Here is a 14,629-nt window from a genome sequence, read left to right as displayed (position 1 = left end):
GAGAGCTACCGGGTGATCGCCACGTTGTCGATCCCCGCCTCCACCAGGGAGGCTCCCGAGGCGTCGGCCGCGTCGACGACGACGCGGACGGTCTGGCCGGCGAAGGCGTTCAGGCTCGCCGAGGCCGTGGCCCAGGCGCCGTTGCGGTTGGAGGCCGCGCCCGCCTGGTTGAACACCGTGGACGTGGTGCCGCCGACCACGCGGACCCGCAGGTAGTCGGCGCTGGAGGCGTTCGAGCCGTGCGCCAGGTACCACGAGAACGACAGGGTCAGCGCGCCGGTGGACGGCAGCGTGATCGGCGGTGACTGGATCGAGGTGACCCCGCCGTCGACGTCGTACGCGCCCGCGGACGAGCCCGCCAGCCGCCCCGTGACCAGGTCGTTCGTGCCGCTGACCGTGATGCCGAGCTGCTTGGCGCCGCTGGACGTGGTGGCCTCCGGGTCACCGCGCTCCCACTGGCCGAGCGTGGCGGTGTCGGTGGCGGCCGGGTTCACCGTCCAGCCCGTGGCCGTCTCGAACGTGTCCGACCAGACGGTCACCGGCGGCACGGCGGTGGCGATCGTCCACACCGCGTAGGCGATGGCGTCGGCGTTCCTGTCGAGCGCGGTGTCGTTGATGTTGGCGGTCGTGTCGCAGGCGCGGTGGTAGCAGACGTCGAACGCCTGCCCGGAGGTGCCGCCCCACAGCGTGGCCTGGGCGGCGCTCTTGATGCCCTCCGCGCCGGTGAACGTGCCGCCCGCCGGGATGCCCACGGCGATGAACGGCCCGTAGTCGGAGCGCCCGTCGAAGTCGGTGCCCCGGGTGGGGACGCCGATGGAGGTGAAGTAGTCCTGGATGGTCCGCTCGATCTGGGCCGAGCCGGCCGGTCCCGGCCCCGCGCCCGTTCCGTCGGAGTTGTCGCCGTCGTAGATGAAGTATCCGGCGTTCGGGGAGCCGACCATGTCGAAGTTCAGGTACCCCTTGATCCGGGCCCGCTCGGCGGCCGGCAGGTTGTTCACGTAGAACTGCGAGCCGCGCAGGCCCAGCTCCTCCGCGCCCCACCAGGCGAAGCGCAGGTGCTTGACCGGCTGCAAGGCCTGGCGGGACACCTCCAGCGCGGTCTCCAGGATGGCCGCGCTGCCGGAGCCGTTGTCGTTGATGCCCGGCCCGGCCGTCACGCTGTCGAGATGCGCGCCGACCATGAGGACGTCGTTCGGGTCGCCGCCCGGCCAGTCGGCGATGACGTTGTAGCCGGTGGCGCCGTTGTAGGTGAACGACTGCAGCGTGGTGGTGTAGCCGGCGGCGTCGAGCAGGCCCCTGACGTAGTTCGCCGAGGCCAGGTAACCGGGCCGGCCGTGGGCCCGGGTGCCGCCGTTGGCGTTGGCGATGGACTGGAACTGGGTCAGGTGGGCCTTGACGTTGGCCAGCGGGATGTCCGGTGGCGCGGCTGCCCGGGCGGCGGGTGCGGCCAGGGCGGGGGTGAGGGTGAGGGTGACGATCGCCGCGACGATGAGTGATCTCATGCCGTTTTTCCAGGTGCGACGGCTGGATAAGAGCATGGCGGCGCCTCCATCCGAGGTCGAGGGTGGAAGATCCCGAGATGGTGCTTACTGGAACGTAACGCCGCAAATGGGGTTCGCCTAGGCCTGGTGTGAGGCCGCCGGGGCCGGACCTGAGGACATCAGGGCTGGGCCGTCTCCTCGGCCCGCAGCGCCGCCAGGACGGCGTTCGGTGAGTCGGCGAAGAACCGGATCGAGGTCACCTCGGCCGTGCGGCCGAGCGGCCGCACGGCGGTGAGCGGCTCGGCCAGCTCGATCGCCACGTTCACCCGCGAGGAGACCGCCACGGTCAGCCTGCCGTCCTTGACCGTGACCATGCTGTCCTCGTTGTACGACCCGCCGGCCCGGACGGCGGTGATGAGGTGACGGGGCACGCGCAGCTCGAAGTAGGCGCCGTACCTGATCAGCAGCTCGTCACGGGTCACCACATGCGGCCTGGTCGCGCAGGAGGCGGCCATCGTGGCCACGAACAGCAGGCCGTACAGGTCGGCGATCAGCACCCCGAACCGCAGCCACGCCGGCACGTCCAGCGCGAGCAGCAGCAGATCGATCACCACGGTCTCGACCGCCATGGCGAACGAGAACAGCGTCAGCACGAAGGCCTGCTCCTTGGCGTACGTCACGACGGTCGCGCCCACCGGCACCCCGTGCCTGCGGCGAAGCACCCACAGCCCGATGGCGGCCAGGCCCTTGAGCTCGAACCCCAGCATCCGCAGCGCGACCCGGACCATCACGTTCCTCCCTCCAGGCGGCCTGACCTCCGATTAGAAACGTTGACGTCGCGTCAAGGTCAAGTGCGGAATGCCGATGGGAACAACGCTCATACCGGTTCCCGCCAGCGGGAAAGATTTTCGGGAATTCGATTGAACCCATCCCCGCCCGACGGCGTACAACCTGTCGGACAACAGCACGCACCGACACCGAAAAACGCCACCTGACCTGCGCGAAGGCGGATTTCGAGCGTGCCCTGCCGCGCTGACCGGCTGCCACGGGGATGGCGATGGAATTTCAGGGATGGAGCGACGGCCTGGCCCTGCGGCCGCGCGATTACCTGGGAAAGGGCCAGACGCTCGCCGCTGCCGTCAGGACGGCGGGCCCCCTCGGGGACGAGGCGCTCCACCTGTTCGCGCTCGGCAGCGCCGCCGCCATGGCCAGGCTGCACCTGGGCGGCATCGCGGGGCTGCGGCTCAGCCCGGGCAACGTCATGATCGGGCCGCGCGGCCAGGTGTTCCTCGCCCCCGGGCCGCGCGACAGCCTCTTCCCCGCCCACGACGTCAAGGACTGGGCCGGCGTGGTCGTGTTCGCGGCGACGGGCCGCGAGCCCGACGACGGGGCCGACCTCGACAGGCTGCTTCCCGCGCTGCGCGCGGTGATCGGCGAGTGCCGCCGCTCCGACGCGGCCTCCCGCCCGTCGGCCGTGGACCTGGTACGCATCCTGCTCGGCCACTCCGGCGCCGCCCAGGGCGCCACGGTGCACGAGCTGCTGCTGGAGGCCGAGCGGCGGACCAGGCCGGAGGAGCCGGCGCCGTACGCGGACCACGTCGTGCCCACGCCGTTCTGGCGCAGGCCGGCCTACCTCACGGGCATCGCCATCGGCATCGCGCTCGTCGCGGGGGCGGCCGGCGCGGTGGTCATGATCGCCGGTGCGGAAGGCGGGCCGGAGCCCGCCGCGGGAGACGTGCTGAGCGCGGTCGGCCGGCGCACGGCCACGTTCCGCCAGGTGATCGAGGAGACGCGGGCGACGGGGCAGGCGGTGGCCGAGGGCCGGCTGAGCTTCGACCCGGGCGCGCCCGCCACGTCGTACGACATGAAACTCGCCTGCGGGAACGATCCACGCCCCACCCCCGTGTCCCTCGTCGGCAGCAGGGGCGTGGCGGGAGGCGTGGCGTTCGACGCCGACCAGCCGCCGGTGGAGCCCTGCGCCCAGCGGACGGCGGCCGTCGTCAGGGAGCTCAGCTCGCCGCGCACCATCAAGGGCCTCATCGACGCGGCCGGATCGAACGTGACCAGCGCGCCCGCCGGCGCGAACGGCCGCACGCTCAGCGGATCGGCCCCGGCCCACCGGGTCAGGGGCGAGGAGGGGCGGAACACCTACGCGGGCCTGCCGGCCGAGGGTCCGGTGCGGTTCCGGCTGCAGGTGGACGGCCAGGGCCTGCCGGTACGGCTGCAACTGCGCCTGGAAGGCCGCGGCAGCGTGCCCCAGATCATCGAGACCGTCTATCGGGATTGGCGCGCATTCGAGGCCATCAAGGGGGAGACGACCAATGGCTGAGGAATTCACCGCGAACCGCCAGGAAGCCGCGAACGTCTCGCGGGATCTCAAGGCCATCCGCGCGGCGCTCGACGGCGGCAACGCCGGCGCGCTCGACGCGAAGACCGGCTCGGAGAAGGTCGACGACGCCTTACGGAGGTTCTTCGAGGAGTCCTCCGACAACCGGGAGCGCATGAACCAGCTCCTGGAGCGCGCGGCGGGCCTGCTGGACGCCCTCGTCGAGGGCACCGGCACGCTCGACGGCTCCCTGGCCGACTCCCTTTCGACCAGCACGGGCGGCTCGTGATGAAGGCGCTCGGCCTCGGCGTGCTCACCGGCGTCCTGATCGCGACGGTCGCGGTGTCGCTGGTGTTCGCGCTGACGGACCGGCCCGCGGCGCCCGCCGGCGCGCGAGCCGTGTTCATCGAGGAGCCTTCGGGACAGGCCGCCGCGCCCGAAAGGACCCCGGACGCCACGCCGGCGGCGCCCCCGCGGAGCGAGGACCCCACACCGGACAAGGGCGACTTCGCCGGGCGGGTGGCCCGCAGCGGCGCGCTCGTCGCGCTGTCGGTGCGCCAGGGCAAGGCCGTCGGCTACTTCTGCGACGGCCGCCGCGAGGTCTGGATGTCGGGCGCCGCCCGCGACAACCGCGTGACGCTCACGGCCCCCAGGGGCGGCAAGGCCCTGATGACCGCCGCCCTGGACGAGGACGGCGCGACCGGGGACCTGGTGCTCGGCGAGGACGCCTTCCGCTTCACCGCGCCCGTCGTCGAGCGGCCGTCGGGCCTGTACCGGGCGACGGGCCAGGTACGCGGCGCGTCGGTCGTCGGCGGCTGGATCGTCCTGCCGGACGGCCGCCAGGTCGGCGCCGTGAACGTCGGCGGCGTCGAGCGGCCCGCACCCCGGCTCGTGCCGGGCGGCGAGGTCCTGGTCGACGACGTCACCCTCGAACCCGAGCCCGTGGACGCCTTCATGGAGGAGCTGACCGATGGCTGACCTACCCTTCGGATTCACGTTGCGGGTGCCCGACTCCTGGTACGAGTTCGACGTCTGGCGCGCCGGCCGTACCGGTGATCTGGCCCGCCTGGTGGACGCCCGTGTGGCGGCCACGCCGGAGCTGGCCCCGCACCGCTCGGTGCTGCTGAAGGTGCTGCGCGAGGTCGCCGACCTGGCGGCGCGGCACGGTGCGGTGTTCGGCGCGGCGATGACCGACCACGTCGAGGACGCCGGCACCCTGCTGGCCACCCTCATGGTCCTGCACACGCCGGGCCGCTCCGACCCCGAGGGCAACACGGTCGAGGCGATCGCCTCCGGCATCGTCGCCGTGCCGCCCACGCCCGGCACGCCCGCCTGGCGCGGCGTCGAGATCGTGGAGCTGGACGCGGGCCGCGCCGTACGCGTGACCGGCGTCGAGACCGGCGAGCTCGACTCGGTGGTCATGCAGACCCTCATCCCCGTGCCCGGCGGGCACGGCGTGCTGGACCTGGTGCTCACCAGCCCGCACCTCAGCCTGGCCGAGCCCATGCTCGACCTGTTCGACGCGATCAGCGCCACCCTGGCCTGGTCCGACCCCCAAGGAGAGTGAACCGTCATGGCAGGTGGGACCCATCACCTCAGCTTCCCGCAGGTGGAGAACAGCGCCACCCGGCTGAACAAGGAGAAGGAGGACATCGAGAGCCGCCTGACCCAGCTCAAGGCGATGATCGACCAGCTCGTGAGCAGCGACTTCGTCACCGAGCGGGCCTCCGGCAAGTTCCAGCAGGACTACGACCAGTGGAACAACGGCGCCAAGCAGGTCATGCAGGGCCTGGAGGGCATGAGCCAGTTCCTCAAGACGGCCATCGCCAAGCACCGCGAGCTGGACGCCTCGCTCAGCGGCGGCGCGGGAGCGTGACGCCATGCCGGGCGGATGGGACGTGCTGGGGCTGGCCGGCGACCCCGCCCCGGGGGACCCCGGGCAGGTCAGAGGGCTCGCCGACCGGCTGCTCAAGGAGGCGGCGCTGGCCGAGGACAACACGGCCAGGCTGAGCACCGTGTCGGGCGGCAGCTCGGCGCTGCGGATGCGCGGCGACTACGCGGCCCGCTACACCGAGACGCTGGGCGAGCTGCCCGGCGAGCTGGCCAAGCTGGGCAGGGCGTACCGGGGCGCCGGTGAGGCGCTGATGACGTACGCGGGCAGCCTGGAGGCGGCCAGGACCCAGGCCGGTACGGCGCTGCGCCGGGGCCAGGCCGCCGCCGCCCGGTCACAGGGGGCGCTGCGCGAGATCCAGGCGCAGCTCCCCGGCCCGGTGCGCGACGTGCCCGAGGCCGAGTCGGCCCTGGCCCTCGCCGACCCGCCGACCCAGGAGGCCGCGCGCCCGGCGCTGCAACGGGCCCGCCGGGCCGAGGACGACCGCGAGCGGGCCCGCCGCATCGCCGAGGAGGCGGCCGCGCTGCGCGCCGACGCCGAGACCCGGGCCACCCGGGAGATCGAGCAGGCGCTCGAAGGCAGCGGCATCAAGGACAGGTCGTGGCTGCAGAAGGCCTGGGACACGATCAGCACGCCGTTCAGGTCCTGGGACGACTTCGTGTCGTTCGCGGCCACCGTCGGGGCGGTGGCCGGGCTGGTGGTGCTGGTCATCGGCACCGGCGGGGTGGCCGGGGTGATCCTGGCCGGCGTGGCGGTGGCGGCGGGCGCGGTGGTGCTCGGCGACGCGCTGAACAAATACCGCCAGGGCAGGGGCTCGCTGGGGCAGGTCGGGCTGGCCGCGCTCGGCGTGCTCCCGATCGGCAAGGGCATCGCCCTGGCGGGCCGCGGCGCCAAGGCCGTGATGGGCATGAGCGGCGCGGTACGCGGCGGCGGGGGAACCCTGGCCGGCACCGGCGCGCTGAGCGTGCGCGGCGGCGGGAGCGCGCTGGGCACGCCCTCGCTGCGTACGGCGGTGCGGAGCGGCGGCGCCCGCCAGGGCACGGCCGCGACCGCGTCATGGCAGCGCGGGCGCCAGTTCTTCAGCCAGGACCCGGTGCACTTCCCGACCGGCACCGTGCTGCTCCCGCAGACGGACGTCGAGCTGCCGGGCGTGCTGCCGCTCCGCCTGGAACGGACCCACCTGTCCACGTACCGCACCGGCCGCTGCTTCGGCCGCTCCTGGGCCTCCACGCTGGACCAGCGCCTGGAGGCCGACGCCGACGGGCTGTGCCTGGGTACCGAGACCGGCGCCCTGCTCACGTTCCCCTACCCCGAGCAGGACCGCCCGGCGTACCCGGACGAAGGCCCCCGCCTGGCCCTGCGCGAGACCGACGACGGTTACACGGTCACCGACCCCCTCACCGGCCGGACCGCGCACTTCGCCGAGACGGCCGAGGCCGGCGTGCTGCCCCTCGCCGCGATCACCGACCGCAACGGCAACCGCATGGACGTGCGCTACACCGACGGCCTGCCCCGCGAGATCGTCCACTCCGGCGGCTACCACCTGGACATCGAGACGTCCCAGGGCCGCGTCGTGGAGATCCGGCTGCGCGGCGCCGGCCAGCGGCTGCTCTCCTACGCCTACGACGAGGCCGGCGACCTGACCGAGGTGACCAACTCCTCCGGCCTGCCGCTGCGCTTCACCTACGACGACGACGGCCGGATGACGCGCTGGCAGGACCGCATCGGCACCTGGTACGCCTACACCTACGACCTGGAGGGCCGCTGCGTGTACGGCACCGGGTCGGCGGGCGTGTTCAACACCGAGCTCTCCTACGGCGACGGCGTCACCCGGGCCTGCGACTCGCTCGGCCACGTCACCACCTACCACCACAACGACCTGCTCCAGGTCACCGCCGAGACCGACCCGCTCGGCCACACCACCCGCTACCTGTGGGACCGCCACGACCGGCTGCTCGCCCGTACGGACGCGCTCGGCCGCACCACCCGCCACGCCTACGACGAGGCGGGCGCCCCGCTCTCCGTCACCCGCCCGGACGGCGCCACCCGCCGCTGCACGCGCGACGCCCTGCACCTGCCGGTCACCGTCACCGACTTCGACGGCACCACGACCACCCTGCGCCACGACGCCCGCGGCAACCTCGTCGCCACCGACGACACCACCCGCGCCTACGACGACCACGGCCGCCTGACCGCGATCACCGACGCGCTCGGCCACACCCACACCATCGCCGCCGACGCGGCCGGCCTCCCCCTGGAGATCACCGACCCCACCGGCGCCACGACCCGCTGCGAACGCGACGCCTTCGGCCGCGTCACCGCCGTCACCGACCCCCTCGGCCGCACCACCCGCCACACGTGGACCGTCGAGGGCCGCCCCGCCACCCGCACCAGCCCCGGCGGCGCGGTGGAACGCTGGGCCTACGACGCCGAGAACAACCTGGTCGAGCACGTGGACGCGATGGGCGAGCCGACCCGCTTCGAGATCGGCCCCTTCGACGTCCCCACGGCCCGCACCACCCCCGACGGCGCCCGCCTGGAGTTCTCCTACGACACCGAGCTGCGCCTCGCCAAGGTCACCAACCCGCAGGGCCTGACCTGGCAGTACGTCTACGACCCGGCGGGCAACCTGGTCGAGGAGATCGACTTCGACCACCGCGTGCTGAGCTACCTGCACAACCCGGTGGGCAACCTCACCGAGCGCGTCAACGGCGCCGGGCAGTCGACCAGCTTCGTCTACGACGTCCTGGACCGGCTCATCGGGCGGCGGGCCGGCGACCGCCTGACCACGTTCGACTACGACCCGCTCGGCCGCCTCGTGCACGCCGCCAACCCCGACGCCGACCTCACCATCGGCCGCGACGCCCGCGGCCGCGTCATCCGCGAGACCTGCAACGGCCGGACGCTCACCTCCGCATACGACGCGCTGGGCCGCAGGGTGCTGCGCCGCACGCCCTCCGGGGCGGAGACCGTGTGGACGTACGACGCCCGCCACCTGCCCCTGACCCTCGAAACCGCCGGCCAGACCCTGCACTTCACCCACGACCCGGCGGGCCGCGAGACCTCCAGGACGTTCGGCGCCGGCGTCGCCCTCCTGCACGACTGGGACGACGACGGCCGCCTCCGCTCCCAGACCCTCACCAGGGGCCCGGCCGGCCGGACGGCCCAGCGCCGCACGTACGGCTACCGCAGGGACGGCGAGCTCACGGAGATCGACGACCTCCTCTCCGGCCGCCGCCGCTTCGACCTCGACCCCGTCGGCCGCGTCACCGCCGTCCACGCGACCGGCTGGTCGGAGACGTACCGGTACAACCCCGCCGGCCAGATCACCGACGCCACCTGGCCCACGCCCGGCGACTCCCAGGGCCCGCGCGCGTACACCGGCACCATGGTCCGCCAGGCGGGCCGCACCCGCTACGAGTACGACCGCCAGGGCCGCACGGTCCTGCGCCAGCGCAAGGGCCTGTCCACCAGGCCCCGCACCTGGCACTACACCTGGGACGCCGACGACCGCCTGACGGCCGTCACCACCCCCGACGGCACCCGCTGGCGCTACCTCTACGACCCGCTGGGCCGCCGCATCGCCAAGGAACGCGCCGACGGCGCCCACCGCACCGACTTCACCTGGGACGGCCTCACCCTGGCCGAGCAGTCCACCGACGACCGCACCACCTCCTGGGACTGGGCCCCCGGCTCCTTCCGCCCCCTGACCCAGACCGAACGCTCCCAGTCGTGGGTGGACGAACGCTTCTACGCCATCGCCACGGACCTGCTGGGGACGCCGGCGGAGCTGGTGTCGGCGGAGGGCGAGATCGCCTGGCGCACCCGCCGCTCCCTCTGGGGCACCTCACCGGGCGCGATCACCTCGGGCGCCGACTGCCCGCTGCGGTTCCCCGGGCAGTACGAGGATGCCGAATCCGGGCTGTTCTACAACTTCCTTCGGTATTACGACCCGGATGCCGGGTGTTATGCGGCCGCGGATCCGATCGGGTTGCGGGGTGGGTGGGACCCGCACGCGTACGTGGTCAATCCACAGGTGTGGATGGACCCGCTGGGGTTGAGCCCGTATCCCATCTGGAGCGCGACGAACAACCGGACCCCGGTGCAGAACGCCTATCGTCACTGGCGCTCTCATGGGGGTGAATTCCCGCACCTGAACAACGCCAAGGAGTATGTGGAAGAGGCTACGGACTTCCTGCGCGGCAACCAGCCAGGCACGCTCACCAGGCAGCGTCCGAACGGGGACATCGTTCGCTACAATCCGCAAACAGATCAGTTCGGCGTGATGAACGCCCAGGGTGCTCCCCGGACCTACTACAAGCCGGACCCGCACATCCACGGACGACCGACGAACCTGGACTACTTCAATGCCCAATGACGGCAACCCCTACTGCCGGGTCTGCGGCCTGCTCCAACCGGGCCTGCCATGGGGCGAGGACGACAAGACGCCTTCCTGGGACATCTGCGACTGCTGCGGCAGCGAATTCGGCTACCACGACTCCACGCCGACGGGCGTCCTTCGCGCCAGGAACGCCTGGATCGCGAAGGGCTGCCCCTGGTTCGAGGAATCCAAGCGGCCCCCGGACTGGGACATGGAAGAGCAGCTCCGGCACGCCCAGCACCTCTAGAACCCCGCGAACTGCACCAGTTCCAGCCTCCGAGCCGTCCCCATGTACGCCCGCCCCACCGGCCCCCCGAAGAACTGGTCCGGCTCCAGGTTGATCCCGTGCTCGCGAGCGTGCACTCGGCTGGTCGGCGTCAGCAGGAACCGCGTCCCCGACCGCAGCACCTCGCTCACCTCACCCGACAACGCCCGCCGATGCCCCTCCAGCAGCGGCGTGGCGTCCCCGCACAACACCAGCGCCCGCCGCCCCAGCTCCGACGGCGCGAGGATGTCCTGCAGCAACGTGGGCAGGGTGTCGAAGCCCTGCTCCCGGGCCGTGACGGTCACCTGGTCGAGGTCGTCCACCACCACCGCGTACCGTTCCCCTTCGAAGGCCTCCACGGCCTCCCGCAGGGAGGCGTCCGTGAAGGAGACGCCCGCCAGCGCCCGCGCCTCGGGCAGCGAGCGCACCAGCGGCGAGCGGGGCGGCCCGATGGCCAGCACCCGCACGCCCGCCCGCAGCAGCACGGTGGCCATGACGAGCGCCGCGTTGCTGCGGCCGGAGCCGGAGGGGCCGGAGACCAGCACGAGGTGCGGTCCGTGGTCGAACAGGTCCAGCTCGACGGGGGTGACGTCGGGGCCGCCGACGCCGATGGCCGGGTCCGGCAGCGAGCGGAGCGGGACGGCGGCGGGGAGCGGCGGGAAGGGTCTGGGACCGCGGACGGGCCGGCGGGCGTGCGAGGGCCGGTGCGCGGGCAGGACGGGCAGGTCCTCGGGCGGGAGGCAGATCTGGGCGTGCAGCCCGCCGGCCGCCTCGATGGCCCGCCCGGCCAGCACGGGCGGCGACACCATGCCCGACGTGAGGTAGGACCGCCGCGTCTCCTCCCGGGGGAACGGCAGGAACAGCCGCCGTGAGAACAGGTCGGGCGTCTTGCCCCGCAGCATGTCGTGCCCGCCCACGGCCACCGTGTGGATGCCCACGGGAGGCCCGCCTGCCACGATCCCGCGCAGGGTGACGAGCAGCGGCGTCTCGAAGAAGTCGGGGCTGCCGCGATCCTCGAAGTACTCCCACCCGTCGATGACGAGCACGATCACCGGCGCGGACGGCTCGCCGGGCGTCAGACGGGCCAGCCGCCGCCGCTCGACCTCCTCAGCCAGCCACGTCACCAGCCGCCTGATCCGGTCGGGCTCGCCGCCGCCGATGACGGCCCCGCAGTGCGGCAGCGACGCGTACGCGGCCAGCCCGCCGGGCTGGTTCTCCACCACGTAGAGCCACACCTGCTCGGGCGAGCAGCGAGCCGCCAGGCTGGAGACGAGCGTCCGGCAGAACGTCGTCCGCCCCGACTGCGGCCCTCCTGCCACCATGAGCCGCTCGGTCCCGCCCAGGTCCAGCCCCATGGCGGGCTGCGCCTGGTTGACCGGGTCGTCCAGCAGCGCGAACGGCACCCCGCCGGCCTCCGGCAGCGCGGACAGCGGCAGCGCGGCGGGCAGCGGCGGCAGCAGCGGGCGGAACGGCGGCTCGGTGGACAGGCGCGGCGCGGCCTCCAGCACGGCCGCGATGGCCAGGTCCTGGTCGGTACGGCTGGCCCGCGGCGCGTCCCTGAGCTCCGGTCTGGGCAGCCCCAGCGCGGGCCAGGGCGCCACCCGGGCGGTGGCGGGGGCCGAGCCGCTGGGCGGCGGGTCGCCCAGGTAGCCGGTCTGGAAGAGCTGGGGCGTGCGCTGCTCGCCGCCCACCCGCATGATCATGCCCCGGCCGCGCAGCCGTGACGGGATCGTCGCGGCGTCGGGCACGCCGAGCACCTCGGTGCTGTCGGACGGCTCGTTCTGGCGCAGGGTGATGCGCAGGGAGATGTTGTTCTTCAGCTCGGGCGACAGCTTGCCCTGCAGCGACTGCGTGGCCAGCACCAGGTGCATGCCGAGCGAGCGGCCCTTGGCCGCCACGTTCACCAGCTCGCGCAGGAAGTCGGGCGAGGTCTCCAGCACGCGGGCGAACTCGTCGAACACCATGACCAGCCGGGGCAGCCGCCCTCCGGCGTTCCAGTAGGCGTCGATCTCGCCGCCGTACCTGGCCAGGATGGCCTCGCGCCGCCGAACCTCGGCCCGGACGGAGGCCAGCACGCGGCGGGCCGCGCTCTCGTCGAAGACGTCCGCCGCCGTGTCGCCGGTCGAGCGGATCAGCCCCACCACGTGCGGGCAGTGCTCGAACGGCAGGAACGCGCTGCCGCCCTTGAAGTCGACGAGCACCAGGTTCAGCTCGTCGGGCCGGTTGGCCAGCAGCAGCGAGGTGACCAGGGTCTGCAGCAGGATGCTCTTGCCCGCGCCGGTCGCCCCGCCGAGCATCGTGTGCGGCCCGTCCGCGGCGAGGTCCACGGTGACGGGGCCGGTGCCGTCGGCGCCGACGCACACCCTGGTGGTCGGCGCGGGGTCGGCGGCCCAGCGTGACAGCACGGCCTCGGCGTCGGGGACGCCCAGGCCGAGCGTGTCGAGCAGGCGGACGGCGTCGGGGATGACGCTCTCGGCCCTGGCCAGGGTGAGCCGGTCGCGCATCGGCGCCACCGCGCGGGCGATGCGCTCGGCGGCCTGCTCGCCGAGGCTCTCCGGCTGCACGGCGACCGGCAACCCCTGGCGGCCCCGGGTGAGCAGCATGCCGGCGCCGTCGAGCTCGCAGACGCCGCGGCACTCGTTCAGGCTGCGCTGGTCGGCGCAGATCACGTACACGCCGACGGAGGGGCCCTCCCTGAGCACCTCCTTCATGCCGGGGATGTCGCGTAACGCCCGCGCCCCGTCGAGGACGACGACGATCTCCTCGCCGAACACGACGCGCCGCTCCTTGGCCTTGAGCCGCTCGGTGACCAGGTCCTTGAGCTCCTCGATGCGTTCCGTGCGGGTCTCGGGCGTGTTGCCGACCAGGCACGGTACGGGGGCGTCCACGTTCAGGTGCGGCAGCCAGCGGGCCCAGGCCAGGTGCTCGCCCCCGGACGCGGTGATCAGCACCAGCCGCAGCTCGTCGGGCGCGCGCAGGGTGCCGAGCTGGACCAGCAGCCAGCGCAGCAGCGCGTCCACCGGGTCGGGCGGGCCGATGACGCCCAGCACGCCGATCTGGCGCAGGTCCACGGTGACGGGCACCCCGCGCAGGGCCGGCGGCGTGAACTCCGGCCAGGGCTCGCCGTCGAACGTGATCGTGGCGGGCTCGTCCGCCACGCCCACGCGCAGCGTCAGCCCGTCAGGGGAGTCGGCGTTGCGCGGCCACAGGCCGGGCCCCTCGTGGGTGGCGGCGAACGTCAGGTCCACCTCGTCGGGAGCGACGACGTGCCGCAGCCACTGCTCGTGCACGACGTGCTGCCTGACGCGCTCCATCGTGTCGCGTTTGCGCTGGTCGAACTCGCGCTCTTTCTTCTTGCGCTGCCGCCCTTCCACCCACTGCGTGCCGAAGAACGTTATCGGGGTCAGAATTCCGAACAGCAGAAAATATGGGCTTTTCAACAGGACGGCCATCGCGATCGATATCGGCAGCGGCAACAGCGACGAAATCAGCGCCACCGCGATATTGCGCTGCGGGATCTCGTTCCTGGGCATGGTGATCCGCGTGCCCGCGACGGCGGGGGCGGGGGAGAAGGCCCGGTCGAAGTCGATGCGCCCGTCACGCGCGCGGGTGGTCCTGAGCCGGGTGGACGGCAGCGGCGCCCACCGCAGCCGGTCGTCGCCCACCTGGAGCACCCCGTCGGGGCGCAGCGCCACCGGGCCCTGGACGCCCAGCTCGTTGACGAGGGTGCCGTTGCGCGAGCCGAGATCGTGGACCGTGGCCTCGCCGGTCCAGGACACGTCGAGGCGGGCGTGCCGCCTGGAGACCTTCTGGTCGCGCAGCAGGCTGATGTCGGTCCACTCGCGGCCGATGACGTGGCTGCCGGGGCTGAGCCAGATCACCCGGCCGGCGTCCGGGCCGGCGAACACGCGGATCGCGCCGGCCGCCGCCAGCGGCCGCCAGGGCTGGACGCGCTCCGGCTCGCCCACGCTGATCGTCGCCCCCGGCACCAGCGGGCTGTCCGCGACGGGGGAGTCGGGGTCGAGCTTGTCGCTGCCGACGTAGCAGGGGCGGCCTCTGACGGGGAAGGGCAGCGCCCGCAGCAGCGAGCCGACGAGGGTCTCGGGCTCCGCCGTCACCTCGGCGTCGACGGCGGTGGAGGCCGCCGGATCGCGGATCGTCAACCGAATGATCATAATCCCCTCTCCAGGGGACTGAAGCACGATTTAACAGATAAATCTAGCTATACGGCGAGACGGGCAAACTACCCAACCTTGGCCCCGCCTCGTGGCTAGAGTGATAATTC

General features: G+C 73.0%; 10 protein-coding genes. 7 read left to right on the top strand and 3 right to left on the bottom strand.

Annotation, left to right across the window (positions count from 1 at the left end; all coding sequences use genetic code 11):
* Positions 1–5: 5 nt before the first annotated feature.
* Together HD597_RS46890 and HD597_RS46885 are read right to left on the bottom strand one after the other, a co-directional pair.
* Entirely contained in the window at positions 6–1,502 is a 1,497-nt protein-coding gene (locus HD597_RS46890) for a M28 family peptidase (RefSeq protein WP_253753185.1), read from the bottom strand.
* Positions 1,503–1,660: 158 nt separating this feature from the next.
* Positions 1,661–2,269: a hypothetical protein gene (locus tag HD597_RS46885; protein WP_253753183.1), complete on the bottom strand. Its 609-nt coding sequence runs from the start codon at positions 2,267–2,269 to the stop codon at positions 1,661–1,663.
* Positions 2,270–2,538: 269 nt separating this feature from the next.
* Here HD597_RS46885 and HD597_RS46880 point away from each other — a divergent pair, with 269 nt between their 5' ends.
* From HD597_RS46880 to HD597_RS46850, 7 genes are read left to right on the top strand one after another with little or no spacing between them, the layout of a single operon-like run.
* Entirely contained in the window at positions 2,539–3,810 is a 1,272-nt protein-coding gene (locus HD597_RS46880) for a serine/threonine-protein kinase (protein ID WP_253753181.1), read from the top strand.
* Positions 3,803–4,096 (top strand): hypothetical protein, encoded by a 294-nt coding sequence (locus HD597_RS46875; RefSeq protein ID WP_253753179.1) that lies wholly within the window; start codon positions 3,803–3,805, stop codon positions 4,094–4,096. Before HD597_RS46880 ends, HD597_RS46875 begins: the two co-directional genes overlap by 8 nt.
* Positions 4,096–4,785: a hypothetical protein gene (locus HD597_RS46870; protein ID WP_253753177.1), complete on the top strand. Its 690-nt coding sequence runs from the start codon at positions 4,096–4,098 to the stop codon at positions 4,783–4,785. The genes HD597_RS46875 and HD597_RS46870 overlap by 1 nt, the downstream gene beginning before the upstream one ends.
* The gene (locus tag HD597_RS46865) at positions 4,778–5,374 is read left to right on the top strand and encodes a hypothetical protein (protein ID WP_253753174.1); all 597 of its coding nucleotides are present in this window, start codon (positions 4,778–4,780) and stop codon (positions 5,372–5,374) included. The genes HD597_RS46870 and HD597_RS46865 overlap by 8 nt, the downstream gene beginning before the upstream one ends.
* Positions 5,375–5,380: 6 nt before the next feature.
* Complete coding sequence (locus HD597_RS46860; RefSeq protein ID WP_148433426.1) at positions 5,381–5,683, top strand: WXG100 family type VII secretion target; 303 nt, start codon at positions 5,381–5,383, stop codon at positions 5,681–5,683.
* 4 nt (positions 5,684–5,687) lie between these two features.
* Positions 5,688–10,076: a DUF6531 domain-containing protein gene (locus tag HD597_RS46855; protein ID WP_253753172.1), complete on the top strand. Its 4,389-nt coding sequence runs from the start codon at positions 5,688–5,690 to the stop codon at positions 10,074–10,076.
* Complete coding sequence (locus HD597_RS46850; protein WP_253753170.1) at positions 10,066–10,326, top strand: hypothetical protein; 261 nt, start codon at positions 10,066–10,068, stop codon at positions 10,324–10,326. The genes HD597_RS46855 and HD597_RS46850 overlap by 11 nt, the downstream gene beginning before the upstream one ends.
* Here HD597_RS46850 and HD597_RS46845 read toward each other — a convergent pair.
* A complete protein-coding gene (locus HD597_RS46845) occupies positions 10,323–14,507 on the bottom strand; it encodes an FtsK/SpoIIIE domain-containing protein (protein WP_253753168.1) in 4,185 nt (1,394 codons plus the stop codon). The genes HD597_RS46850 and HD597_RS46845 overlap by 4 nt on opposite strands.
* Between the last annotated feature and the right edge of the window lie 122 nt (positions 14,508–14,629).

The sequence above is a fragment of the Nonomuraea thailandensis genome (genome assembly GCF_024172165.1).
In the GTDB taxonomy this organism is placed as follows: Bacteria; Actinomycetota; Actinomycetes; order Streptosporangiales; family Streptosporangiaceae; genus Nonomuraea; species Nonomuraea thailandensis.
This window is presented reverse-complemented; position numbering and strand designations above follow the sequence as displayed.

Bases quoted from the DNA above. Each gene is read 5' to 3' on its own strand.
- HD597_RS46890 (WP_253753185.1), bottom strand. From the start codon at position 1,502: ATGAGATCACTCATCGTCGCGGCGATCGTCACCCTCACCCTCACCCCC.
- HD597_RS46870 (WP_253753177.1), top strand. From the start codon at position 4,096: ATGAAGGCGCTCGGCCTCGGCGTGCTCACCGGCGTCCTGATCGCGACG.
- HD597_RS46880 (WP_253753181.1), top strand. From the start codon at position 2,539: ATGGAATTTCAGGGATGGAGCGACGGCCTGGCCCTGCGGCCGCGCGAT.
- HD597_RS46875 (WP_253753179.1), top strand. From the start codon at position 3,803: ATGGCTGAGGAATTCACCGCGAACCGCCAGGAAGCCGCGAACGTCTCG.
- HD597_RS46850 (WP_253753170.1), top strand. From the start codon at position 10,066: ATGCCCAATGACGGCAACCCCTACTGCCGGGTCTGCGGCCTGCTCCAA.
- HD597_RS46860 (WP_148433426.1), top strand. From the start codon at position 5,381: ATGGCAGGTGGGACCCATCACCTCAGCTTCCCGCAGGTGGAGAACAGC.
- HD597_RS46855 (WP_253753172.1), top strand. From the start codon at position 5,688: ATGCCGGGCGGATGGGACGTGCTGGGGCTGGCCGGCGACCCCGCCCCG.
- HD597_RS46885 (WP_253753183.1), bottom strand. From the start codon at position 2,269: ATGGTCCGGGTCGCGCTGCGGATGCTGGGGTTCGAGCTCAAGGGCCTG.
- HD597_RS46865 (WP_253753174.1), top strand. From the start codon at position 4,778: ATGGCTGACCTACCCTTCGGATTCACGTTGCGGGTGCCCGACTCCTGG.